General features: G+C 68.6%; 19 protein-coding genes, 2 tRNA genes and 2 pseudogenes. 14 read left to right on the top strand and 9 right to left on the bottom strand.

Annotated features, from left to right (window positions below; all coding sequences use genetic code 11):
- Window positions 1–24: 24 nt before the first annotated feature.
- Window positions 25–2166, bottom strand: coding sequence for a bifunctional 23S rRNA (guanine(2069)-N(7))-methyltransferase RlmK/23S rRNA (guanine(2445)-N(2))-methyltransferase RlmL (rlmKL, locus tag MIC98_RS06760; protein WP_239736589.1), 2142 nt, complete (start codon window positions 2164–2166; stop codon window positions 25–27).
- A gap of 232 nt (window positions 2167–2398) precedes the next feature.
- Window positions 2399–2926 (bottom strand): YqiA/YcfP family alpha/beta fold hydrolase, encoded by a 528-nt coding sequence (locus MIC98_RS06755; protein WP_239736588.1) that lies wholly within the window; start codon window positions 2924–2926, stop codon window positions 2399–2401.
- A gap of 50 nt (window positions 2927–2976) precedes the next feature.
- On the opposite strand from MIC98_RS06755, the gene MIC98_RS06750 reads away from it, so the two are divergent.
- Window positions 2977–3579: an N-acetylmuramoyl-L-alanine amidase gene (locus MIC98_RS06750; RefSeq protein WP_239736587.1), complete on the top strand. Its 603-nt coding sequence runs from the start codon at window positions 2977–2979 to the stop codon at window positions 3577–3579.
- Window positions 3580–3625: 46 nt separating this feature from the next.
- On the opposite strand, the gene MIC98_RS06745 is transcribed toward MIC98_RS06750, so the two are convergent.
- From MIC98_RS06745 to MIC98_RS06735, 3 genes are all read right to left on the bottom strand, one after another.
- Window positions 3626–4531 (bottom strand): sulfurtransferase, encoded by a 906-nt coding sequence (locus tag MIC98_RS06745; RefSeq protein WP_239736586.1) that lies wholly within the window; start codon window positions 4529–4531, stop codon window positions 3626–3628.
- A complete protein-coding gene (locus MIC98_RS06740; RefSeq protein WP_239736585.1) occupies window positions 4528–5331 on the bottom strand; it encodes a CoA pyrophosphatase in 804 nt (267 codons plus the stop codon). The genes MIC98_RS06745 and MIC98_RS06740 overlap by 4 nt, the downstream gene beginning before the upstream one ends.
- Before the next feature lie 312 nt (window positions 5332–5643).
- Window positions 5644–6345 carry an FKBP-type peptidyl-prolyl cis-trans isomerase N-terminal domain-containing protein gene (locus MIC98_RS06735; protein ID WP_057641471.1) on the bottom strand — a complete coding sequence of 234 codons (702 nt, stop codon included), beginning with the start codon at window positions 6343–6345 and terminating at the stop codon, window positions 5644–5646.
- 169 nt (window positions 6346–6514) lie between these two features.
- Between MIC98_RS06735 and MIC98_RS06730 the strand changes: the two genes are divergently transcribed.
- The 5 genes and pseudogenes from MIC98_RS06730 to MIC98_RS06710 form a co-directional block, all read left to right on the top strand.
- Entirely contained in the window at window positions 6515–7297 is a 783-nt protein-coding gene (locus tag MIC98_RS06730; RefSeq protein ID WP_239736584.1) for an enoyl-CoA hydratase-related protein, read from the top strand.
- Window positions 7298–7308: 11 nt separating this feature from the next.
- Entirely contained in the window at window positions 7309–7659 is a 351-nt protein-coding gene (locus MIC98_RS06725; protein WP_239736583.1) for a hypothetical protein, read from the top strand.
- An 80-nt stretch (window positions 7660–7739) separates the two neighbouring features.
- Entirely contained in the window at window positions 7740–8375 is a 636-nt protein-coding gene (nth, locus tag MIC98_RS06720; RefSeq protein WP_239738067.1) for an endonuclease III, read from the top strand.
- Window positions 8376–8442: 67 nt separating this feature from the next.
- A pseudogene (locus MIC98_RS06715) lies at window positions 8443–8544 on the top strand (endonuclease III); the annotation flags it as partial.
- Window positions 8545–8611: 67 nt separating this feature from the next.
- Window positions 8612–8710: pseudogene (locus MIC98_RS06710) on the top strand (endonuclease III); the annotation flags it as partial.
- A 228-nt stretch (window positions 8711–8938) separates the two neighbouring features.
- Here the strand turns inward: MIC98_RS06710 and MIC98_RS06705 are convergent.
- Window positions 8939–10195 carry a porin gene (locus MIC98_RS06705; RefSeq protein WP_057641473.1) on the bottom strand — a complete coding sequence of 419 codons (1257 nt, stop codon included), beginning with the start codon at window positions 10193–10195 and terminating at the stop codon, window positions 8939–8941.
- Window positions 10196–10450: 255 nt separating this feature from the next.
- On the opposite strand from MIC98_RS06705, the gene pstS (MIC98_RS06700) reads away from it, so the two are divergent.
- The 6 genes from pstS (MIC98_RS06700) to phoU all read left to right on the top strand — a co-directional run bounded on the left by pstS (MIC98_RS06700) (window position 10451) and on the right by phoU (window position 16483).
- Window positions 10451–11464: a phosphate ABC transporter substrate-binding protein PstS gene (gene pstS, locus MIC98_RS06700; RefSeq protein ID WP_057641474.1), complete on the top strand. Its 1014-nt coding sequence runs from the start codon at window positions 10451–10453 to the stop codon at window positions 11462–11464.
- 378 nt (window positions 11465–11842) lie between these two features.
- Window positions 11843–12925 (top strand): phosphate ABC transporter substrate-binding protein PstS, encoded by a 1083-nt coding sequence (gene pstS / locus MIC98_RS06695; protein WP_239736582.1) that lies wholly within the window; start codon window positions 11843–11845, stop codon window positions 12923–12925.
- Window positions 12926–12989: 64 nt separating this feature from the next.
- Window positions 12990–13958 (top strand): phosphate ABC transporter permease subunit PstC, encoded by a 969-nt coding sequence (pstC, locus tag MIC98_RS06690; RefSeq protein ID WP_239736581.1) that lies wholly within the window; start codon window positions 12990–12992, stop codon window positions 13956–13958.
- A complete protein-coding gene (gene pstA, locus MIC98_RS06685) occupies window positions 13958–14830 on the top strand; it encodes a phosphate ABC transporter permease PstA (RefSeq protein WP_239736580.1) in 873 nt (290 codons plus the stop codon). Before pstC ends, pstA begins: the two co-directional genes overlap by 1 nt.
- A 32-nt stretch (window positions 14831–14862) precedes the next feature.
- Window positions 14863–15693 carry a phosphate ABC transporter ATP-binding protein PstB gene (gene pstB / locus MIC98_RS06680; protein WP_239736579.1) on the top strand — a complete coding sequence of 277 codons (831 nt, stop codon included), beginning with the start codon at window positions 14863–14865 and terminating at the stop codon, window positions 15691–15693.
- A 76-nt stretch (window positions 15694–15769) separates the two neighbouring features.
- On the top strand, window positions 15770–16483 hold the full coding sequence (gene phoU / locus MIC98_RS06675) for a phosphate signaling complex protein PhoU (RefSeq protein ID WP_239736578.1): 714 nt from the start codon (window positions 15770–15772) through the stop codon (window positions 16481–16483).
- Window positions 16484–16840: 357 nt separating this feature from the next.
- Here the strand turns inward: phoU and rlmB are convergent, their stop codons facing one another.
- Complete coding sequence (gene rlmB, locus MIC98_RS06670; protein ID WP_239736577.1) at window positions 16841–17584, bottom strand: 23S rRNA (guanosine(2251)-2'-O)-methyltransferase RlmB; 744 nt, start codon at window positions 17582–17584, stop codon at window positions 16841–16843.
- A 217-nt stretch (window positions 17585–17801) separates the two neighbouring features.
- Window positions 17802–20258, bottom strand: a complete 2457-nt coding sequence (gene rnr, locus MIC98_RS06665) for a ribonuclease R (RefSeq protein WP_239736576.1) — start codon at window positions 20256–20258, stop codon at window positions 17802–17804.
- 99 nt (window positions 20259–20357) lie between these two features.
- Between rnr and MIC98_RS06660 the strand changes: the two genes are divergently transcribed.
- Together MIC98_RS06660 and MIC98_RS06655 are read left to right on the top strand one after the other, a co-directional pair.
- Window positions 20358–20442 (top strand) — tRNA-Leu (locus MIC98_RS06660).
- Between the two features lie 187 nt (window positions 20443–20629).
- Window positions 20630–20714, top strand: a tRNA-Leu gene (locus MIC98_RS06655).
- A gap of 264 nt (window positions 20715–20978) precedes the next feature.
- Here MIC98_RS06655 and MIC98_RS06650 read toward each other — a convergent pair.
- Window positions 20979–22553, bottom strand: coding sequence for a DHA2 family efflux MFS transporter permease subunit (locus tag MIC98_RS06650; RefSeq protein WP_239736575.1), 1575 nt, complete (start codon window positions 22551–22553; stop codon window positions 20979–20981).
- Between the last annotated feature and the right edge of the window lie 9 nt (window positions 22554–22562).

The following is a 22562-nucleotide window of genomic DNA, read 5'->3' as shown; positions in this document are numbered from 1 at the left end:
TGTATCTGGAGGAAAGCTCCCGAGTCAGGAGGCGCGCCGCAGCTCCCACGCGCGATGGATGCGCGCATTGCGCTCGAAATCCGGGCCGATGGTCTGCGCGCTGATCTCACGGCACTGCGCAAATTCGGCGATCGCGTTTTCTTCCAGCTTGAAGCGGCGGAAGTTGTTGGAGAAATACAGCACGCCGCCCGGCGCCAGCCGCGCCACCGCCGCGCGCAGCAGCCGCAGCTGCTCGCGCTGCACGTCGAAATCCTCGGCGCGCGCGGAATTGGAGAAGGTCGGCGGGTCGCAAAAGATCACATCGAACTGACCGCGCTCCGCTTCCAGCCATTGGATCGCATCGGCCTGCACCAACTGGTGAGCGCTGCCGCCCATGCCGTTGAGTGCAAGGTTGTCGGCGCACCATTGCAGATAGGTGCCGGACAGATCGACGCTGGTGGTCGAAGCCGCACCGGCCACCGCCGCCTCCACGCTGGCCACGCCGGTGTAGCAGAACAGGTTGAGGAAGCGCTTGCCACGCGCCTGCCCGGCCATCTGCCGGCGCAGCGGGCGGTGGTCGAGGAACAGACCGGTGTCGAGGTAGTCGAACAGGTTGACCCGCAGCAGCGCATCGTTCTCGCGCACGAGGATGAACTCGCCGCGCTGCTCGAAGCGCCCGTACTTGCTGCCGCCCTTGCCGCGCTCGCGCGTTTTCAACGCCACCTGTTCGGCCGGCACCGCGAACACTTCGCGCGCGGCGGCCAGCAGTTCGTTGCGGCGGCGGCGCACGTCGGCGTCGGGAATCGCCGCCGGCGCGGCGTATTCCTGCACGTGCAGGAAGGTGCGGCCCTTGCCGCCGTCTTCCTGATAGACGTCGATGGCCGCCGCATATTCGGGCAGGTCGGCGTCGTAGGCGCGGAAACAGGTAACGTCCTCGCGCGCGCGCCAGCTCTTGAACTTCTTCAGGTTCTTGCGCAGGCGGTTGGCGACCATCTGCGCGCCTTCGCTCAGTTCGCGCGGCGCGCCGTCGTGCTCGCGTGCCGGCACCGCAACCGGGTCGCAGACGATCAGCGCGCACTCGATCGCACCGTTGAACAGCTGGTAGGTCTTGCGCGCGCGCAGGCCGGTGGCGAAGGCCAGTTCGGCGTTGCCGCACAGCAGGCTGGCGCGCCACTGCGGCACCGTGCGCTTGAGCGCATCGCCGAGCCGGCGGTACAGCGCCGCGTCGGCGAACAGGCGTTCGTCATAGGGCGGGTTGCAGACCACGCAACCGGTTTCCTGCGGCGGCACCTGCAGGTCGGCGACGTCGCGCGCGCCGAACCAGATCGCCTCGCCGACGCCGGCTTCCTCGGCGTTCTGCCTGGCCGCGCGGATCGCCTGCGGGTCGATGTCGCTGCCGTGGATGACCTGCTTCAACGCGGCGCGGCCGGCGCGCTCGCGCTCGCGCGCCTCGGCCAGCAGCTCGCGCCACTGCGCCTGGTCGAAACCGCGCCAGCGGCTCGGCGGGATGCTGCCGTGGCGTTGCAGGCCGGGGGCGACGTCGGCGGCCATCAGCGCGCCTTCGATCAGCAACGTGCCGCCGCCGCACATCGGGTCGAGCAGGCCGCCGCCTTCGGCGTGGATCTTCGGCCAGCCGGCGCGCAGCAGCACCGCGGCGGCGAGGTTCTCTTTCAGCGGCGCATCGTTCTGCGCCAGCCGCCAGCCGCGCTTGTGCAGCGAGCCGCCGCCGAGGTCGATGGAAATGCTGGCCCGGCCCTTGCGCAGCGACAGGTTGATGCGCACGTCCGGGAACTCGACGTTCACCGACGGCCGCTCCATGCCCTGCCCGCGCAGGCGGTCCACCACCGCGTCCTTGATCCGCTGCGCGGCGAAGCGCGCGTGGGTGATGGCGGTGCCGGAAACATGGGCATCCACCGCCAGCGTCAGGTCGGCATCCAGATGCTGTTCCCACGGCATCGCCAGCACGCCCTGGTACAGCGCCACCTCGTCCGGGCAGTCGAACTCGGCCAGCGGCCACAGCACGCGGCTGGCAAGGCGCGACCACAGCACCACGCGCTGCGCATCGCGCAGTTCCCCTTCGGCATTGACCCCGGCGATGGTGGCGGTGGCGCGGGGCAGGCCCAGCGCCAGCAGTTCATCGGCCAACAGGTATTCCAGGCCCTTGGCGCAGGAGACGAAGAATTTCACGGGGATACCACGGGGGAACGGCAGCGGGCCGGGGGCCGCCATTGTACGGGCCATTCGCGGCAGACCCGCGGGAACGGGCGGCCTTGCCGGCAGATCGGGGCTATGCCCCCGGCGCCCTGCATATCCGGCATCACGCGTCGGGGGCATGGCCCCGACCTACCCATGTGGTTCCTGCGGGCCCCGCCGCATGGGGCTTCACCGGGAAAGCTTCATGCGGGGGCAAGCCCCGCATCTACAAGGTCTGGAGCAGCGCCTCGAATTCGCGGGCCGAGGCCTCGACGTGATTCTCCAGCCGGTGGCCGTCATCGACCAGCAGCAGCCGTACCGCGCGCGCACGGGCCCAGTCGATGACCTCGGCCGGCGCGATCAGTTCGTCATGCCAGGCGTGGACGACGCTGGTCGGCACCGCCGCCGCGTCCAGCGCCGGCATCGGCCCCATCTTCGTCGGCGGCACCATCAGGAACAGCGCGCGCACCGGCACGTGCAGCGAGGCGATGGCCGAGACGTAGGCGCCGAGGCTGGAACCGGCCAGCACCACCGGGCCATGCCGCGCGGCTTCGCCCGCCCGCTGGACCAGGCGTTGCAGGCGCGCGGGCACGTCGCCGACTTCGCTGACCTCGCGGCGCGCGTCCAGGTCGGTGTAGTCCGGACGTTCGTGGCTCCAGCCCAGCCGCTGCGCCACCTCGGCCAGCGCAGTGACCTTGGTCGCGTCGGGGCCGCTTTCGAAACCGTGGGAAAGGATGCAGTGGCCGCGGTTCATCGCAGGTATTCGGGCAGAAGCACTCGGGGGCGCAATGCTAGCATCGGCCGATGCCCGCCATGCCCGCCATCCACGCCGCGCCCCTGCCCTACGAACCGCTGCTGCCATTGCGCGAGCCGGCGGCAATCGACCTGGTGGTGATCCACTGCACCGAGCTGCCGGACCTGGCGACGGCGCGCGAATACGGCGAGCGCGTGCTCTACGACAGCGGCACCGGCAACAGCGGCCATTACTACATCGACCGCGACGGCAGCATCCACCAGTACGTGGACGTGCTGCGCGTGGCCCACCACGTGCGCGGCATCAACCCGCGCTCGCTCGGCATCGAACTGGTCAACCGCGGCCGCTACCCGCACTGGCTGGATTCGCGCCACCAGGCGATGGACGAACCCTATCCGCGCGCGCAGACCGATGCATTGGTCGCGCTGCTGCGCTGGCTGCCGGCACGGTTGCCGTCGCTGCGCTGGATCGCCGGCCACGAGGAACTGGATGTCGAGCAGGTGCCGGCCAGCGACGACCCGGCGCTGCGGGTGCAGCGCAAGCGCGACCCGGGGCCGCGGTTCCCGTGGGAGGACGTGCTGGCGGCGGTCCCCCTGCAACGCATGCCACGCCACTCGCAGGAGCGACGTGAGTCGCGACCGGGGTTACCGTGAAAGCCCGGTCGCGACTCACGTCGCCCCTGCATCAATGTCCCCGTGTCTATGCCCGCGCCACCGGGCGCGAGGGATCGGACGACCAGCCGCTCCACGAATCGGCGAACACCCGCGCACCGCCCAGGCCGGCCACTTCGAAGGCCAGCAGCAGGTGGCAGGCGGTGACGCCGGAGCCGCACATCATCACCGCCTCGCCGGGCGCATGCGTGCCCAGCAGCGGTTCCAGTTCCGCGCGCAGTTCCGCCGCCGGGCGGAAGCGGCCATCGCGCAGGTTGAGTGCGAGCGGGCGGTTGAGCGCGCCGGGGACGTGGCCGGCGACGCGGTCCAGCGGTTCCACTTCACCGCGGTAGCGCTCGCCGGCACGCGCGTCGAACAGCCAGCCGGGCGATTGCGACAGCCGCGCGGAAATCTCGTCGACGCCGGCCACCTGCGCCAGGTCGAACCGGCCCGGGTATGGCGGCAGCGCCGGTACCTGCTCCACACCGGCTTCCAGCCGCCCGCCGGCGGCCTGCCAGGCGGCCAGTCCACCGTCGAGCACGGCCACGTTGCGATGGCCGATCAATCGCAGCAGCCACCACAGCCGCGCGGCGGCCATGCTGCCGTCGCCGGCGTCGTAGGCCACCACCTGCGTGTCCGCGTCGATGCCCCAGCGCCCCAGCGTGGCGGCGAAGGCGTCGCTGTCCGGCAGCGGATGGCGGCCGTGGCCCTGCCTGGACAGGTCGGACAGGTCGCGGTCGAGATCGGCATATACCGCGCCGGGAATGTGGCCGACGGCATGGCACGCGGCGCCGGACTGCGGATCGGCCAGCGAGAAGCGCGCATCCACCAGCCGCAGCGCGGTGCTGGCGGTGGCGCGCGCATCGACCATGCGCGGTGGCGCGGTGGAGAAGGCGGCGGCCAGCGAGGCGGCATCCACCAGCGTGGTCCACGGCGGGGCGATCGGCGTGTTCATGGGCTCTGCTCCAGGCGGCGACGCAGGTTGTAGAGGATGGCCGCGGTGGCGCCCCAGATGCGCTGCCCCGGCCAGCTGTATTCGAGCACGTGGCGGATGCGGCCGGCATGCTCGATCTCGACCTGGCGCAGGTTGGCCGGGTCCATCAGGAAATCCAGCGGCACCTCGAACACCTCGGCCACTTCCGCCGGCTGCGGCACCGGCACGAAGTCGGGGTCGATCACCGCCACCACCGGCGTGACCCGGTAGCTGGAAATGGTGAGGAACGGGTCGAGGTAGCCCAGCACCTGCACCTGTTCGCGCGGCAGGGCGATTTCCTCATGGCTCTCGCGCAGCGCCGCCATCGCCGGGCTGCGGTCGTCCGCCTCGATGCGCCCGCCGGGAAAACCGACCTGGCCGCCGTGGCTGCGCAGGGTCTCGGTGCGCCGGGTGAGCAGTACCTGCACGCCCTGCGGCCGTGGCACCAGCCCGGCCAGCACCGCGGCCTCGGCGAGCGGCCCGGCCGGCAGCAGGTCGGCCAGTTCGCTGCGGTTCCAGCCCTGTCCGGTCGGTGCGGCGGCCAGCGGCTCCAGCGCGCGCAGCAGCCGCTCCCGGCCCGGCAGCGCGGCGGCCAGCGAGCCGGACGCCAGCGCGCGCGCGGGCAACACTTCGTCCATCAGCTGCCGGCGCTGCAGCTCGTTCATGCGCAGCCAGCCGCCGATCTCCTCGCCCGTGCGCAGGCAGCCACGGCAACGGCCGGCACTGTCCAGCGAACAGATTCCGATGCAGGGGCTGGGTATGGCACGGAAGGGGGCATTCATCGGGCGGGGCTCCGGGCAAGCCTACTCCACGAAACAACATCGTGGATGCAGGTTGCCGCGTATCAGGGGATTGCCGGGAGAGGCCCATGCCACGCGGCAACCTTGTAGATGCGGGGCTTGCCCCGCATGGGACTTTCCCGGCAAAGCCCCGTGCTGGGCAAGCCCGGCACCTACGGTGGAAATGCCGGCATGGATGCCGGGTTTGCCGCGCATCGGGGGAACCGCCGGGCGGGCCAGGCACCTGCGCCGGTGCTTGCGGAAACGAAAACGCGCCGGTGGAAGCCACCGGCGCGTCCAGGTCATCGCAGCGGATTACTTGACGCTGACCAGCTTGACTTCGTACTGCACCGCCACGTTCGGCGGGAAGCCGGTGCGCGGGTCGGCGCCGAACGCCTTGTCCGGCGACAGGGTGATTTCCCACTTGGCGCCGGGCTGCATCTGCAGCAGGGTTTCACGCATGGCCTGCATTTCCACTTCGCTCAGCTTCAGCGCCGGCACGTCGTGCGGCTGCACGGTCTCCGGGCGCTGGCCATAGGGGAACGGGCCGGCGACCTGCAGGGTCACGGTGCTGGCCTGGGTCGGCTTGCTGCCGCCGCTGCCGGCCTCGATCACGCGGTACTGCACGCCGCTGGGCAGGGTCTGCACGCCGGCCTTGGCCTTGTTGGCGGCCAGGAACTGGTCGCTGCGGGTCTTGTTTTCGGCGGCGGCCTTCTCGTACTCGGCCTTGGCGGCGGCGGCACGGGCCTGCTCGCGCTTCTGGAACGCTTCGACCGCCGGCTTCAGCTGCTCGGCGGTGATCGCCGGCTGCTGCTTGGCGAAGGCGTCCTGCAGGCCCTTGACCACCGAGGCGATGTCCAACTGCTCGCCGCGGGCGGTGAGCTCATTGAGGTTGTTGCCGTAGTCGTAGCCGAAGTAATAACTCAACTTGCCCTTCTCGGACGAAACGTCCTGGGCGAATGCAGTGCCGGTGAGGGCCAGGGCGGCCACGGCGACCGCGATAGAACGCAACTTCATCAAACAGTTCTCCAGGAAGGGTGTCTCAGGGCAACCATGCCGCTTGAGGCGACGGGTTAGGATAGCCGTCGCCAAGGCGCTCCGCCACCGACGACACCGGACTCGGACCGGCGGCCGTGGCGGGAGTTCCCCGCTTACTTTTTCTTAACTTTTCCCTGGAGTCAGCCGCATGTCCGACCTACCGGTTTCGATCAGCACCCGTGATGGCGTCCGCACCATCACCGTGCAACGCCCGGAAAAGCTCAATGCGCTGAACCGGCAGACCCTGCAGGCGCTGGACGCGGCCTTCGCCGAGGCCGCCCAGGCCGAGGACGTGCGGGTGGTGGTGCTGACCGGCGCCGGCCCCAAGGCCTTCGTCGCCGGCGCCGACATCGCCGAAATGAATGCGCTCACCCCGGTTCAGGGCCGCGACTTCTCGCTGCTCGGCCAGCGCCTGATGCGCCGCATCGAGCGCCTGCCCAAGCCGGTGCTGGCGATGGTCAACGGCTTCGCGCTGGGCGGCGGGCTGGAACTGGCGATGGCCTGCCACCTGCGTGTCGCCGCCGACAGCGCCAAGCTCGGCCAGCCGGAAATCAACCTCGGCCTGATCCCCGGCTTCGGCGGCACCCAGCGCCTGCTGCGGCTGGCCGGGCGCGCGGCGACGCTGGAACTGTGCCTGCTCGGTGCGCCGATCGACGCCGCACGCGCGCAGCAACTGGGCATCGTCAACCGCGTGGTGCCGGCCGCCGAACTGGAAGCGGAAACCCTGAAGATCGCCACGCAACTGGCCAATGCCGCGCCGCTGGCGCTGCGCGGCATGCTCGACGCGGTCAACGTCGGCGGCGAATGCGGCATCGCCGAAGGGCTGGAATACGAGAGCGCGCAGTTCGGGCTGATGTTCTCCACGCAGGACATGCGCGAAGGCACCGCCGCCTTCCTCGAACGCCGCAAGCCGGAATTCCGCAACTGCTGAACCGCATCGCAATGCCCGCCCCTTCCGCATCGCCCCGGCAGTTGCTGCAGTACGTGCTGGACGATGACATCGACGCGGCGCTCGATGCCGGCCTGATGGACTACGTGCCGCAGCCCGGCGACGCGGCGCTGGACCCGCGCCTGCCGCAGTTGCTGCAGGACACCCAACGACGCCTGCGCGATGCCTGGGCCGCGCGCGAACGCCACCGCGCCCGCGCCGCGCGCCTGGCCCGCCGCGCCGCCGAGCGCGAGGCGCGCCGTGCGCCGCCGCCGGCCGTGAACACCAAACCCGCCCTGCCCCCGGCGGCGGCCGCCATCCTCGCCCGCGCCAAGGCACGGGCCACGGGAAAGCCCTCCGCATGAATGCGAAAGCAGTGAACAAGACCACGCCGAAAAAACCGGCCGCGGCGAAGAAGCCGCCGGCGCCGCGCAGCAGCAAGCGCATGACCGGCGCCGAAGTGCGCGAGATGTTCACCCGCCTGCGCGAGCTCAACCCGCACCCGACCACCGAGCTGGAATACACCTCGCCGTTCGAGCTGCTGGTGGCGGTGACGCTGTCGGCGCAGGCCACCGACGTCGGCGTCAACAAGGCCACGCGCAAGCTGTTCCCGGTGGCCAACACCGCGCAGTCCATCCTCGCGCTGGGCGAGGATGGACTGAAGCGCTACATCTCCACCATCGGCCTGTACAACGCCAAGGCGAAGAACGTGATCGCCGCCTGCGCGATCCTGGTCGAGAAATACGGCGGCGAAGTGCCGGCCGACCGTGCTGCGCTGGAAGCCCTGCCCGGCGTCGGCCGCAAGACCGCCAACGTGGTGCTCAACACCGCCTTCGGCGAACCGACGATGGCGGTGGACACGCACATCTTCCGCGTCGCCAACCGCACCGGGCTGGCGCCGGGCAAGGACGTGCGCGCGGTGGAAGATGGTTTGCTGAAGGTGATCCCCGGGGAATTTCTGCAGGATGCACATCACTGGCTGATCCTGCACGGCCGCTACGTGTGCAAGGCGCGCAAGCCGGATTGCCCGCAATGCGTGATCCGCGACCTGTGCCATTACAGGGACAAGACCATCGCCTGATGCGGCCGCATTGCCTGCCGCGGGCGCGGCTTCAACGCAATGGCGCCGATCCGCCGCTGCGGGCCGGCTGATCCTGCACGGCCGCTACGTGTGCAAGGCACGCAAGCCGGACTGCCCGCAATGCGTGATCCGCGACCTGTGCCATTACAGGGGCAAGACCATCGCCTGATGCGGCCGCATTGCCTGCCGCGGGCGCGGCTTCAACGCAATGGCGCCGATCCGCCACTGCGGGCCGGCTGATCCTGCACGGCCGCTACGTGTGCAAGGCACGCAAGCCGGATTGCCCGCAATGCGTGATCCGCGACCTGTGCCATTACCGGGACAAGACCGTCTGAAGTGCGCGCAACGCGTAGGTCGGGGCTACGCCCCCGACATGCTCCCGGCCCGTCGCCCGCATCCTGATACGCCGGGGGCGTAGCCCCGGCCTACGCGTGGCTGCCGCACGCGCTCCACCGACAGGGCACATGCGGGGCAGGCCCCGCATCCACAGGCCCGGAGCGCTGCAAGAAAAAACGGCGGGCCGAAGCCCGCCGTCGCGCGATTCCATCGAAGGGCGCGGGGCCTCAGAACTTCACGTCGCCCCAGATGCCCAGCTCCCTGGTCTCGGTCCGGACCGGGCTGGCGAGCGAGCCGGCCAGCGCGTCGGTGTCCTTGTACACCGCGGCCAGCTTGAAGTTCTTCAGCACCGGGAACTCGACGCCGACGTTCCAGTACTTGTCCTCGCGGAACGGGTTGAGCGTCTTGCTGGTATCGGTGTTGTCGTAGCGGGCGAACAGGCTGACGTCGCCGTTGGCCACCTGCGCCACGTTCACGCTGCTCCACAGCGACCAGCCGGTGGCCTTGTCGCTGACCGCCGGCACCGCGGCCTGCTGGACGTAGCCCAGGTTCCTGGCGGTGAAGTATTCGCCGCCCACGCGGAACGCCGGGCCGGCGTAGGCGACCATCACGTCGCCGCGGCTGTAGCGCTTCTCGGCCCCGTCGTTCTGCTTTTCCTGGCCCAGATGGCCGCTGTAGGCACCGACGGCGACGCCGAATTCCGGCGTGATTTCCCAGGCCAGGCGGCCTTCCACGTCCACGCCCTTGCTGCGGCCCGGGTTCTTGTAGCCGGCGCCGTTGACCACGGACACCGCGTAGTTGACGCCGCCGCCGAAGTCGCCGCTGGCGTGCACGCCCCAGTCGGCCGAGTTGGCGTACTTCAGGCGGTCGGTCAGGGTGTTCTCGACGTAGCGGTAGCCGTAGTACTTCTCGACGTAGCCGGTCCACGGCATGCCCGCCGCACCGATCTTCAGCACGAAGGCCGGGTCGAAGCTGCCCTGCACGTAGGCGTTCTTGACGAACAGTTCGGTGTTGCCGATCGCCGAGCTGTACTGGAAGTCGGTGGTCAGGTTGGCCGACCAGGTGTCGTTGAACTTGTGGTCCACGGTCAGGTAGAAGCGCTTGACGTCGAAGCCGGTGCCGGTGGCGTCGGTCTTCCGGCCGTTCTGCTTCTGGTCGACGCTGCTGACGTCGAAGAACATGCGGCCGCCGATCTTGTTGTCGTTGACCAGCTTGGCCAGCTTGTCGACGCCGGACTGTGCCTTCTGCGCGGTCTCGATCGCCTGCGCCTGGGTCACGTTCACTTCCGACTGCGCGTCGGACTGCGCCTGCAATGATTCGGACTGGCTCTGCAACTGCTGCACCTGCGCCTGCAACGCGGCGATCTGCGCCTGCAGCTGTTCCAGCTGCGCCGGGGTCACGGCGGGGTTGCTGGCGGCGAAGGCCGGGGCCACGGCCATGCCGAGGCTGGCGGCAACCGCGAGGGCGAGCGAATGGGGACGCATCTGGGTTCTCTCCAATGAGGGTGGAAGGGCTTTGCGAAAGCGCCGTTCCGGCAGCGGCCAGGCAGGCGTTTTGCGAAGGTTCCGTTAATTGGATGACAGTCATGCGACACCTCCATGACATTCCGAAGACGCCGGAGCCCGCGCCGCGATGTCATCCAACCGTCACCGGAAAGTCGCAAAAGATTCATCCGCGGGCGCTGCAATGGCGCCCTGCCGGCCCCACCGGCCACACCACCCTTCAGGAGTCACACTGCGATGCGTTCCTTCAAACTCCGCCTGCTCACCGGCGCCGCCATTGCCTCGTTCGCCCTGGCCGCGCAGGCCGCCGACATCACCGGCGCGGGCGCCTCGTTCGTCTTCCCGGTGATGTCCAAGTGGTCGGCCGACTACGCCGGCGCCACCGGCAACCGGGTCAACTACCAGTCCATCGGCTCGGGCGGCGGCATCGCCCAGATCAAGGCCGGCACCGTCGATTTCGGTTCGTCCGACGCGCCGCTCAAGTCCGAAGACCTCGCCACCTCGGGCCTGGCGCAGTTCCCGTCGGTGATCGGCGGCGTGGTGCCGGTGGCCAACGTGCCGGGCCTGCAACCGGGCGCGTTGAAGCTGGATGGCCCGACCCTGGCCAACATCTTCCTCGGCAAGATCGGCAAGTGGAACGACCCGGCCATCGTCGCGCTCAACGGCGGCCTGGCCCTGCCCGACCTGAAGATCACCGTCGTGCACCGCTCCGACGGCTCGGGCACCAGCTTCAACTACACCAATTACCTGTCCAAGGTCAGCCCGGAGTGGAAGGCACAGGTCGGCGAAGGCACCACCGTGCAGTGGCCGGTGGGCATCGGCGGCAAGGGCAACGAAGGCGTGGCCGCCTACGTCAAGCAGATCCGCGGCGGCGTCGGCTATGTCGAACTGGCCTACGCGCTGCAGAACAAGCTGGCCCACGCGCAGCTGAAGAACGCCGCCGGCCACTTCGTGCAGCCGGGCGACGAAACCTTCGCCGCCGCCGCGGCCAGCGCCGACTGGGCCGGCGCCCGCGACTTCAACCTGGTCATCACCAACGCGCCGGGCGCCAATGCGTGGCCGATCACCGCCACCAACTTCATCCTGGTGCGCAAGAACTCCAGGCCCGGCAGCCTGAAGAACACCACCGACTTCTTCCGCTGGGTCTACGCCAGCGGCAGGAGCCAGGCCCGCGAACTGGACTACGTGCCGCTGCCGGACGCGCTGGTGCAGCAGATCGAGGCCTACTGGAACCAGCAGAACCTGAAATAAGCAGGAGCAAGGAGGCGCGAGTCCCTCTCCCTCGTCGCCTCGGGCGCGGATCAGGTGATCCGCGCTTTTTTTGTTGCCGCCATCCATGGCGGCAACCCTTCGGGCCATCGACGGGCGATGTCAAAAACCGCTCCCGGTGGTTTTTTGTGGGGCGGGGAAGGGCGAACAGGGAACGGGGAATGAAGGCTCAATGGCGGATTCGAGTTTCGTGATGCAACCGTGGAAGGCAGGGAACACCGTCAGCGCAACGCATACGGCTTTCTTCCATTCCCCGTTCCCTGTTCCCCATTGCCCGCCGTCATCAGTCTGTAACAAAAACATCATTTCATAGCGTCATCCGCCGGCAGCGCCGGCCCTTCTCCCGCTATGGAGCGACGCATGAAGCTGCACACCACCGGCCTTGCCGCCCTTTCCCTGGCCATCGCGCTGGGCCTGTCGGCCTGCGGCGACAAGCAGGCCGCCCCGTCGGCCAATGCCGACACCAGCAACCCGGCAGCCGCCGGCGACAAGGTCAGCGCGGAGATCTCCGGCGCCGGCGCGTCCTTCATCTTCCCGCTGGTGTCCAGGTGGTCGGCCGACTACAACGCGGCCACCGGCGCCAAGGTCAACTACCAGTCCATCGGCTCGGGCGGCGGCATCGCCCAGATCAAGGCCGGCACCGTCGACTTCGGTTCCTCGGACAAGCCGCTTTCCAGCGAGGAACTGGCGCAGGCCGGCCTCGGCCAGTTCCCTTCGGCGATCGGCGGCGTGGTGCCGGTGGTGAACCTCGAAGGCATCCAGCCCGGCCAGCTGCGCCTGAGCGGCCCGCTGCTGGCCGACATCTACCTTGGCAAGATCGGCAAGTGGAACGATGCGGCCATCGCCGCGGTCAACCCCGGTCTGGCCCTGCCCGACACCCGCATCACCCTGGTGCACCGCTCCGATGGCTCGGGCACCACCTTCAACTTCTCCAACTACCTGTCCAAGGTCAGCGGCGAGTGGAGCAGCAAGGTCGGCGAAGGCACCTCGGTGCAATGGCCGGACGGCGTCGGCGGCAAGGGCAACGAGGGCGTGGCCTCCTACGTGCAGCAGATGAAGGGCTCGCTGGGCTACGTCGAGCTTGCCTACGCGCTGCAGAACGACATGCCGTATGCCTCGTTGCAGAACGCGGCCGGCAACTGGGTGCAGCCGAGCGCCGAAACCTTCGCCGCCGCCGCGGCCAGCGCCGACTGGGCCGGCGCCCGCGACTTCAACCTGGTCATCACCAATGCACCGGGCGCCGGCGCATGGCCGATCACCGCCACCAACTTCATGCTGATGCACAAGCAGCCCAAGGATGCCAAGCGCAACCAGCAGACGCTGGCGTTCTTCAAGTGGGCCTTCGAAAACGGCCGGCAGCAGGCCGACGAGCTGCACTACGTGCCGCTGCCGGCCGAGCTGGTGACGCAGATCGAAAGCTACTGGGCCAGCGAGTTCAAGTAAGCGGCATCGGCGGGGGCGGCCGGCGCCGCCCCCGCAACGGCTTGTCCACTTTCCCCGGACCCCCATGAACACCATCGCCCCGCCCCTTGCCCTGCCCAGCCCGCGCGACCAGCGCGATGCCCGCAACGACCGCCTGTTCCGCTGGTTCCTGGTCGCCACTGTGGTGCTGGTGCTCACCGCACTGGCCTGCGCCGCGCTGTCGATGCTGTGGGGCGGCCGCCACGCCCTGCAGGAGCAGGGCCTGAGCTTCTTCTACACCGCCGACTGGAACCCGGTGGAGAACCGCTTCGGCGCGCTGGCGCCGATCTACGGCACCATCGTCACCGCCGTGATCGCCATGCTGATCGCGGTGCCGGTCAGCTTCGGCATCGCCTTCTTCCTCACCGAGGTGGCGCCGCGCTGGCTGCGCGGCCCGGTCGGCACCGCCATCGAACTGCTGGCCGGCATCCCCTCGATCATCTACGGCATGTGGGGCCTGTTCGTGCTGGTGCCGGTGATGACCGAATACGTCACCCCGTTCCTCAACGACCACCTCGGCGAGCTGCCGCTGGTCGGCCCGCTGTTCCAGGGGCCGCCGCTGGGCATCGGCATGCTCACCGCCGGCTTCGTGCTGGCGATCATGGTGATCCCGTTCATCTCCTCGGTGATGCGCGAGGTGTTCCTGACCGTGCCGACGCGGCTGAAGGAATCGGCCTACGCGCTGGGCTCGACCCGATGGGAAGTGAGCTGGGACATCGTGCTGCCCTACACCCGCTCGGCGGTGATCGGCGGCATCTTCCTCGGCCTCGGCCGCGCGCTCGGCGAGACGATGGCGGTGGCCTTCGTGATCGGCAACAGCGTGCGCCTGACGCCGTCGCTGCTGGAGCCGGGCACCACCATCGCCGCGCTGATCGCCAACGACTTCGGCGAGGCCACCGAAACCTACCGCTCGGCGCTGCTGCTGCTCGGCTTCGTGCTGTTCATCGTCACCTTCGTGGTGCTCGCCCTGGCCCGCCTGATGCTGCTGCGCCTGTCCCGCAAGGAGGGCAACTGATGTCCACCACCCCGAAAACCGCCGAGGCGCTGTACCTGCGCCGCCGCGCCACCAACGTGCTGGCGCTGCTGCTGGCCTGCGCCACCGCGCTGTTCGGCCTGTTCTTCCTCGGCTGGATCCTGTGGACGCTGCTGGCCAAGGGCCTGCCCGGCATCAACCTCGACCTGTTCACGAAGATGACGCCGCCGCCGATGCAGGAAGGCGGCCTGCTCAACGCCTTCTTCGGCAGCGCGGTGATGTGCGCGCTGGCCATCGCCATCGGCACCCCGCTGGGCGTGGCCGCCGGCACCTGGCTGGCCGAGTACGGCAACGCGCGCAAGGCCGGCACCGTGGTGCGCTTCGTCAACGACATCCTGCTGTCGGCGCCGTCGATCGTGCTCGGCCTGTTCGTCTACACCCTGTACGTGATGCAGACCGGCGGCAACTTCTCGGCCTTCGCCGGCGCGCTGTCGCTGACCTTCATCGTGCTGCCGGTGGTGATCCGCACCACCGACGAGATGCTGCGACTGGTGCCGGTGCAGATGCGCGAGGCGGCGCTGGCGCTGGGCGTGCCGCAGTGGAAGGTGATCATGCAGGTGCTGTACCGCAGCGCGATGGCCGGCATCGTCACCGGCGTGCTGCTGGCGCTGGCGCGCATCTCCGGCGAAACCGCGCCGCTGCTGTTCACCGCTTTCGGCAACCAGTACTGGAACAGCAACGTGTTCCAGCCGATGGCCTCGGTGCCGGTGGTGATGAACCAGTTCGCCGGCAGCCCCTACGAATCGTGGCAGGTGCTGGCCTGGGCCGGCGCGCTGGTGCTGACCCTGTTCGTGCTGCTGGTCAGCCTCTCCGCCCGCGGCCTGCTGCTGCGCAACCGCATTTCGAACGACTGAACTCGAACGACTGAACCCACATGGACCTCGCCATGAACGACCTCAACAATGCCGTGCCGATGCAGCGCATCAGCGTGCCCGCCGCACACCAGGGCCTGGACGCACCGGCACCGGTCAAGCTCGCCGCGCGCGGGCTGGACTTCTACTACGACAAGTTCCATGCGCTGAAGGACATCCACCTGGAAATCCCGGAAAAGCGCGTCACCGCGCTGATCGGCCCGTCCGGCTGCGGCAAGTCCACCCTGCTGCGCATCTTCAACCGCATCTATGCGCTGTACCCGAAGCTGGAAGCGCGCGGCGAGGTGCTGCTGGACGGCGAGAACATCCTCTCGCCGAAGTACCCGATGAACCGCCTGCGTTCAAAGGTGGGCATGGTATTCCAGAAGCCGGTGCCGTTCCCGATGACCATCTTCGAGAACGTGGCCTACGGCATCCGCCACCACGAGAAGCTGTCCAGGGCCGACATGAACGACCGCGTCGAGCATGCGCTGCGCCAAGGCGCGTTGTGGGACGAGGTGAAGGACAAGCTCGGCCAGAGCGCGCTGGGCCTGTCCGGTGGCCAGCAGCAGCGCCTGTGCATCGCCCGCGCGGTGGCGCTCAAGCCCGACGTGCTGCTGCTCGACGAGCCGACCTCGGCGCTGGACCCGATCTCCACCAGCCGCATCGAGCAGTTGGTCGAAGAGCTGAAGAACGACTACACCATCGCCATCGTCACCCACAACATGCAGCAGGCCGCGCGCGTGAGCGACTACACCGCCTTCATGTACCTGGGCGACCTGATCGAGCACGACCGCACCGAGGTGATCTTCTCCAACCCCTCCAGGCAGCAGACCGAGGACTACATCACCGGGCGCTTCGGGTGAGTGGCCGTGCCCGGCCGCAGCCGGCAATGCAATGCCATGGACGGCCGCGGCAACATCGAACGAATCCATCGGACCCATGACCATGAACCTCCCCAACGACCACATCGTGAAAAGCTACGACGAAGAACAACACCGGCTGGTGGCCGAGATCATGCGCATGGGCGAAATGTCCGTCGCCCAGCTCATCGCTGCGCTGGACGTGATCGAACGCCGCGACGAGAAGGCCGCCCGGCGCATCGTCGCCAACGACGAGGCCATCGACACGCTGGAACAGCAGATCAGCCATGACGTGATGCGCCTGGCCCTGCGCGGGCCGATGGCGCGCGACCTGCGCGAGATCCTCGCCGGCCTGCGCATCCCCGCCGACATCGAGCGCATCGGCGATTACGCCGCCAACGTCGCCAAGCGCTCTATCGCGCTGGTGGCGATGCCACCGATGCCGCAGGTACAAGGCCTGCGCGCACTGGGCAGGCTGGCCGCGCAGCAAGTGCAGCGCGCGCTGGTGGCCTACCGCGACAACGACGCCGAGGCCGCGCTGGCGCTGCGCCAGGACGACGCACGGCTGGACGCGCAGTACACCGCGCTGTTCCGCGAGCTGCTGACCTACATGATGGAAGACCCGCGCAACATCACCCCGTGCACGCACCTGCTGTTCATGGCGAAAAATCTGGAGCGCGTCGGCGACCACGCCACCAACATCGCCGAGAACGTGTGGTTCCTGGTACACGGCGACGCCCCTCTGCCACCGCGTGAAAAGCGTGACGAGACCAGCACGGTGGATCACGCCTGAGTTCTTGCTTGAAGCCCCTCTCCCACCGGGGCGAGACTGCACGGCTTGCGCGCCACTGGCGCGCGTGCGGTCGAGCGCCCACGCCGCTGGCGTGGGCCGGGGCGCGGAGCGGGGGTTGGGGTGAGGGTACGGGGCGAAGCCCTCGCAATGTTTGATTGCATGAGGCTTCGCCCCGTACCCTCATCCGCCCCTCCGGGGCGCCTTCTCCCGGAGGGAGAAGGGAAAGCATGTTGCCCTACCAACCAAACGGTCGCCATTGTAGATGCGGGGCTTGCCCCGCATTGGGCTTTCCCGGTGAAGCCATGTGTGGGGCAAGCCCCACACCTACGGCCGCCCCGCTGCTTCTCATTGTTTGCCTCAAAGCCGCTGCCGCACCACCTCGAACAGCGCCACGCCGGTAGCCACCGATACGTTCAGGCTCTCCACGTCACCCGGCATCGGGATGCGCACCAGCCCGTCGCAGGTTTCGCGGGTCAAGCGGCGCAGGCCATCGGCCTCGCCGCCCATCACCAGCGCGACGTTGCCGCGCAGGTCGAGCTGGTGAATGGTCTGCTGCGCTTCGCCGGCCAAACCGTAAATCCACACACCCAGCTTCTGCAGGTCCTTCAAACAACGCGACAGGTTGGTCACCGCCACCACCGGGATGCGGTCGGCGGCGCCGGCGCTGGTCTTGCGCACGGTGGCGTTGACCGGCGCGCTCTTGTCCTTGGGAATCACCACCGCGGTGACGCCGGCGGCCGCGGCGCTGCGCAGGCAGGCGCCGAGGTTGTGCGGGTCCTGCACCTCGTCCAGCACCAGCACCAGCGCCTTGCCCTCGGCGGCCTCGACCAGCCCCTGCAGTTCGTTCTCGCCCCACAGCTTGGCGGCGGCATAGCGCGCGGCCACGCCCTGGTGGCGCACCTGCCCGGCCACGCCGCCCAGCGCCTGTGCATTGACCTTGCGCACGTCGATGCCCTTGCGCAGCGCGTTTTCCTCGATCTCGACCAGCCGCGGGTTCTTGCTGCCGGCCTCGATCAATACTTCACGGACGTTCTCGGCGTCCTTCTCGATCGACGAGGCCACGGCGTTGACGCCGACGATCCATTGGTTTTGTTTGCTCATTGCGGGGAATGGGGAGTTGGGAATGGGGAATGGTGGGCTTGCGGCCGGAAACGCGTGCAGAGGAAAGAGGAACGAGTAAAGCAAAGGCAGAAACAAAAGTAGTGCCGACCAACGGTCGGCACCCACCGGCACCAGGCTTCATCTTGTCCGGTGGTGCCCGACCGTTGGTCGGGCAAGGCTGTTGCCTTCACTCGTTCCTCTGCACTCGTTCCCGCTTTCAATACTTCTGCTTCACCCGCTTGGCCGGCTTGCCGCGTGGCGGCAGCGGCGGCAGGCCGTCGTCGATCACGCCGCCATCCAGCCGCTCGACCAGCCGGAAGTCGATCTTGCGCTCTTCCATGCTGGCCTTGAGTACGAGGATGCGCACGCGGTCGCCGAGGCGGAACTGGTTGCCGTGGCGGTCGCCGGTGAGCGTCTTGCGGATCGGGTCGAACTGGTAATAGTCGTGTGGCAGCTGAGTGACGTGCACCAGCCCGTTGACCTTGGAGTCGTCCAGTTCCACGAACAGGCCGAAGCTGGTCACGCCGCTGATGACGCCGTCGAACTGGCCGCCGACGTGCTTTTCCATCCACGCCGCGCGGAACCGCTCGTCGACCTCGCGCTCGGCCTCGTCGGCGCGGCGCTCGCGCTCGGAGCATTGCAGCGCCAGCGCCGCCATCTCGCGCGGGGTGTAGAGGTACTTGTCCGGCGCGCCGCCGGTGAGCGCGTACTTGATCGCGCGGTGCACCAGCAGGTCCGGGTAGCGGCGGATCGGCGAAGTGAAGTGGGCGTAGGCGTCCAGCGCCAGGCCGAAGTGGCCGTTGTTGTCCGGCGAATACACCGCCATCGACTGGCTGCGCAGCAGCACCGATTCCAGCAGCGCCGCATCCGGGCGCTCGCGCACCTTCTTCAGCAGCTTGGTGTAGTCGCCCGGCTGCACCTTGCTCCACGCCGGCAGGCTCAGCTTGAACTCCTTGAGGAATTCCAGCAGGTCGGCGTACTTGGATTCCGGCGGGCGCTCGTGCACGCGGTACGGCGCCGGGACGTGCGCGGCCAGCAGGTGGCGCGCGGCCTGCACGTTGGCGGCGATCATGCATTCCTCGATCAGCTTGTGCGCGTCGTTGCGCACCAGCATGCCGGCCTGGGTGACCTCGCCGCGGTTGTCCAGCACGAAGCGCACTTCGCCGGATTCGAACTCGATGGCGCCGCGCCGCGCACGTGCCTTGGCCAGCACTTCGTACAGCTGGTGCAGGCGCTGCACCTGCGGCAGCTGCGCGCCGATTTCGGCCTGCGCCTGTGCATCGTCCTCGCCCACCGCCTTCCACACCTGCGTATAAGTCAGGCGCGCGTGCGAGTTCATCACCGCCTCGTAGAAGCGCGAGCCGACCACCTCGCCCTTGCGGTCCACCTGCATGTCGCAGACGAAGCACATGCGGTCTTCCTTCGGCCGCAGCGAGCAAATGCCGTTGGACAGCGTCTCCGGCAGCATCGGCACCACGTAGCCGGGGAAATACACCGAGGTCGCGCGTTTCTGTGCTTCATCGTCCAGCGGCGTGCCGGGGCGCACGTAATGCGACACGTCGGCGATGGCAACCACCAGCCGGAAGCCGTCGCGGTTCGGCTCGCAATACACCGCGTCGTCGAAATCCTTGGCGTCCTCGCCGTCGATGGTCACCAGCGGCATCTGCCGCAGGTCCACGCGGCCGCCGATCATCGACGGCTCCACCATCATCGGGATGGCGGTGGCTTTGTCCAGCACCTCCGGCGGGAATTCGTGCGGCAGGTTGTGGCCGTGGATCGCGGTTTCCACCACCAGCGACGGGGTCAGCCGGTCGCCGAGCACGGCGATGATCCTGCCGATCGGCGGGCGGCGCGAATCCGGGGCATGGATCAGTTCGCAGACCACCAACTGGCCATCCTTCGCACCGCCGGTGGCGTCCGCCGGGATCTGGATGCTGCGCTGGATGCGCTTGTCGTCGGGTACCACGTAATTGATACCCAGCTCGACGCTGTAATGGCCGATCAGGCGGCTGACGCCGCGCTCCAGCACGCGCGCGATGCTGCCCTCGCGGCGGCCACGGCGGTCGATGCCGGTGACGTTGGCCAGTGCGCGGTCGCCGTGCATCACCTTGCGCATTTCATAGGGCGGCAGGAACAGGTCGTCGCCGCCCTCGTCCGGGCGCAGGAAGCCGAAGCCTTCCGGGTTGGCGATGACCGTGCCGGGGATCAGGTTGGTCACCAGCACCGGGGCGAAGCCGCCGCGGCGGTTCTGCACCAATTGCCCGTCGCGCACCATCGCGCCCAGGCGCTTGGCCAGCGCGTCGGCGCGGTCCGGTTCGGTCAGGCCCAGCAGTTCGCCGATCTCCTGCGCGTTGCGTGGGCCGTCGCAGCGGTCGAGCAACTGCAGGATCGCCTCGCGGCTGGCGATGGGGTTCTCGTAGCGCTCGGCCTCGCGCGCGGCCTGCGGGTCGTCGAACAAGGGCTTGGCACGGCGGCCGCGCACGAAGCTCTGCGGCGGCGCCCCGTCCCCGGGCTTGTTCCTGCCGCTCTTGGGCTTGGCCGGGGCGGCCGCGACATCCGGCATCCACGGCGGCAGTTTGGTGGCCTTGCGTGGTTTGGCCGGCGCCTTGCCCGGCGTGCTGCCGGCGGCGGACGTGGGGGCCTTGCCGGCCCCGGTGGTCTTTTTGTTCTTCATTGCCGGCCATGGTAGCGCCTGCATCCGCACCGCAGCGTGTACCGGCCGAAAAACCGTTGACACCCCCCTGCCCAACCCGCACAATGCGCGCCCTGAGTCGCCCAGGTGGCGGAATTGGTAGACGCACTAGTTTCAGGTACTAGCGGGTAAAACCGTGGAGGTTCGAGTCCTCTCCTGGGCACCATGACTCAAGCAGACGAAAACCCGCGAAAGCGGGTTTTTTCGTTTCCGGCATTCCTTGTGCCGACACCTGCTGCCGCAGGAGCGACGTGAGTCGCGGCCGGGGCTTTGGGGCGTCGATGCCGCTCTCCAGCATGAGCACCACCTGTTGACGCCAGCCGCCGGCACCCGCATAATTCCCCTCCTGAGTCGCCCAGGTGGCGGAATTGGTAGACGCACTAGTTTCAGGTACTAGCGGGTAAAACCGTGGAGGTTCGAGTCCTCTCCTGGGCACCACGACTCAAACAGACGAAAACCCGCGAAAGCGGGTTTTTTTTGTTGCCCGCCATTCGTGGTGGCAGCCTTCGGGCCATCGGCCAGCGATGTCAAAAACCGCTCCCGGCGGTTTTTCCGTTTCCGGCTTCACTCCATTTGCCGCCCCCCTGCGCCCTGGTGGCGCCCGACCGTTGGTCGGGCGGCGGCGCGCAGCGCCGGCAGGTTCGGTGCAATGGACAAAAAGCAGTGCCGACCAACGGTCGGCACCCACCATCGCGGGGCGCGTCAGTGGCCGCCGGCCGAGGCGGCGCTGCCGGCACCCGCGCCGAACGGCGGCCTGGCCAGCCACAGGAAGGCGATGATCGCCAGGAACACCCAGCCCAGCAGGTAGAAGATGTCGTTGAAGCCCATCTGCGAGGCCTGGTGGTTGATCATCGTGTTGAGCAGCGCCGCGCCGTGCTGCAGGTCGCCCTGCCCCATCGCCGCCACCTGGTCCTGCATGCCCGGCGTGTAGGCCGAGATGTGCTCGGTCAGGTGCGCGTGGTGCTCCTGGGTGCGGTGCGCCCACAACCAGGTGGTCAGCGAGGCGGCGAAGCTGCCGCCCAGCGTGCGCAGGAAGGTGGCCAGGCCGGAACCGGCGGCGATCTCGCGCCCGTCCAGGTCCGACAGCAGGATCTGCAGCACCGGCATGAAGAATAGCGCCACGCCCACGCCCATCAGCAGCTGCACCCCGGCCACGTGCTGGAAGTCCACCTGCAGGTTGAAGCCCGAGCGCAGGAAGCTGGTCAGCGACAGGAACACGAAGGCGATGGATGCCAGCATGCGCATGTCGTAACGGCCGGCGTACTTGCCGACGAACGGGGTGAGGATCACCGGCAGGATGCCGATCGGCGCGGTCGCCAGGCCCGCCCAGATCGCGGTGTAGCCCATGTCGCGCTGCAGCCACAACGGGATCAGCAGCGCCACGCTGAAGAACGCCGCGTAGGCCACCACCAACGCCAGCGTGCCGGCGCGGAAGTTGCGGTGGCGGAACAGGCGCAGGTCGACGATGGGGTCCTTGTCGGTCAGCTCCCAGATCAGGAACACCGCCAGCGCCACCACCGACACGCAGCTGAGCACCACGATCTTCGCCGAGGAGAACCAGTCCTCGTCGTTGCCCAGGTCCAGCACCAGTTGCAGCGCGCCGACGCCGATCACCAGGGTGACCAGGCCGACGTAGTCCATCTTCGGCTTCTCGATCTGCTCGGGCCGGCCCTTGAGCTGGCTGCCCACCACCAGCGCGGCGAACACACCCAGCGGCACGTTGATCAGGAAGATCCATTCCCAGCTGTAGTTGTCGGTGATCCAGCCGCCGAGGATCGGCCCGGCGATCGGCGCGACCACGGTGACCATCGCCAGCAGCGCCAGCGCCTGCCCGCGTTTCTCGCGCGGGTAGATCGACACCAGCAGCGACTGGGTGATCGGGTACATCGGCCCGGCGACGAAGCCCTGCAAGGCGCGCGACACCACCAGCATGCCCATGCTCTGCGCCAGCCCGCATAGCAGCGAGGCGACGGTGAAGGCCAGCGTCGCCCACACGAACAGCCGGGTCTCGCCGAAGCGGCGGCTGAGCCAGCCGGTCAGCGGCAGCGCGATGGCGGTGCTGACCGCGAACGAGGTGATGACCCAGGTGGCTTGCTGCGAGCTGGCGCCGAGGTTGCCGGAAATGGCCGGCAGCGAGACGTTGGCGATGGTGGTGTCGAGCACCTGCATGAACGAGGCCATCGCCAGGCCGATGGTGCACAGCGCCACGCTGGGCGGCGCGAAACCGGCGGCCGGCGCGCCCGGCATGGCGGGCGCGGCTGGAGCTTGAGCGGACATCGGGCGTCG

Source organism: Stenotrophomonas sp. NLF4-10, assembly GCF_022359915.1.
Classification (GTDB): Bacteria; Pseudomonadota; Gammaproteobacteria; order Xanthomonadales; family Xanthomonadaceae; genus Stenotrophomonas; species Stenotrophomonas daejeonensis.
This window is presented reverse-complemented; position numbering and strand designations above follow the sequence as displayed.

Coding starts and splice junctions, on each gene's coding strand:
- pstS (WP_057641474.1), top strand. CDS start 10,451: ATGCGTTCCTTCAAACTCCGCCTGCTCACCGGCGCCGCCATTGCCTCG.
- MIC98_RS06750 (WP_239736587.1), top strand. CDS start 2,977: ATGCCCGCCATGCCCGCCATCCACGCCGCGCCCCTGCCCTACGAACCG.
- phoU (WP_239736578.1), top strand. CDS start 15,770: ATGACCATGAACCTCCCCAACGACCACATCGTGAAAAGCTACGACGAA.
- pstS (WP_239736582.1), top strand. CDS start 11,843: ATGAAGCTGCACACCACCGGCCTTGCCGCCCTTTCCCTGGCCATCGCG.
- MIC98_RS06725 (WP_239736583.1), top strand. CDS start 7,309: ATGCCCGCCCCTTCCGCATCGCCCCGGCAGTTGCTGCAGTACGTGCTG.
- rlmB (WP_239736577.1), bottom strand. CDS start 17,584: ATGAGCAAACAAAACCAATGGATCGTCGGCGTCAACGCCGTGGCCTCG.
- MIC98_RS06755 (WP_239736588.1), bottom strand. CDS start 2,926: ATGAACCGCGGCCACTGCATCCTTTCCCACGGTTTCGAAAGCGGCCCC.
- MIC98_RS06745 (WP_239736586.1), bottom strand. CDS start 4,531: ATGAACACGCCGATCGCCCCGCCGTGGACCACGCTGGTGGATGCCGCC.
- MIC98_RS06705 (WP_057641473.1), bottom strand. CDS start 10,195: ATGCGTCCCCATTCGCTCGCCCTCGCGGTTGCCGCCAGCCTCGGCATG.
- pstC (WP_239736581.1), top strand. CDS start 12,990: ATGAACACCATCGCCCCGCCCCTTGCCCTGCCCAGCCCGCGCGACCAG.
- nth (WP_239738067.1), top strand. CDS start 7,740: ATGACCGGCGCCGAAGTGCGCGAGATGTTCACCCGCCTGCGCGAGCTC.
- MIC98_RS06730 (WP_239736584.1), top strand. CDS start 6,515: ATGTCCGACCTACCGGTTTCGATCAGCACCCGTGATGGCGTCCGCACC.
- pstA (WP_239736580.1), top strand. CDS start 13,958: ATGTCCACCACCCCGAAAACCGCCGAGGCGCTGTACCTGCGCCGCCGC.
- MIC98_RS06650 (WP_239736575.1), bottom strand. CDS start 22,553: ATGTCCGCTCAAGCTCCAGCCGCGCCCGCCATGCCGGGCGCGCCGGCC.
- MIC98_RS06740 (WP_239736585.1), bottom strand. CDS start 5,331: ATGAATGCCCCCTTCCGTGCCATACCCAGCCCCTGCATCGGAATCTGT.
- pstB (WP_239736579.1), top strand. CDS start 14,863: ATGAACGACCTCAACAATGCCGTGCCGATGCAGCGCATCAGCGTGCCC.
- rnr (WP_239736576.1), bottom strand. CDS start 20,258: ATGAAGAACAAAAAGACCACCGGGGCCGGCAAGGCCCCCACGTCCGCC.
- MIC98_RS06735 (WP_057641471.1), bottom strand. CDS start 6,345: ATGAAGTTGCGTTCTATCGCGGTCGCCGTGGCCGCCCTGGCCCTCACC.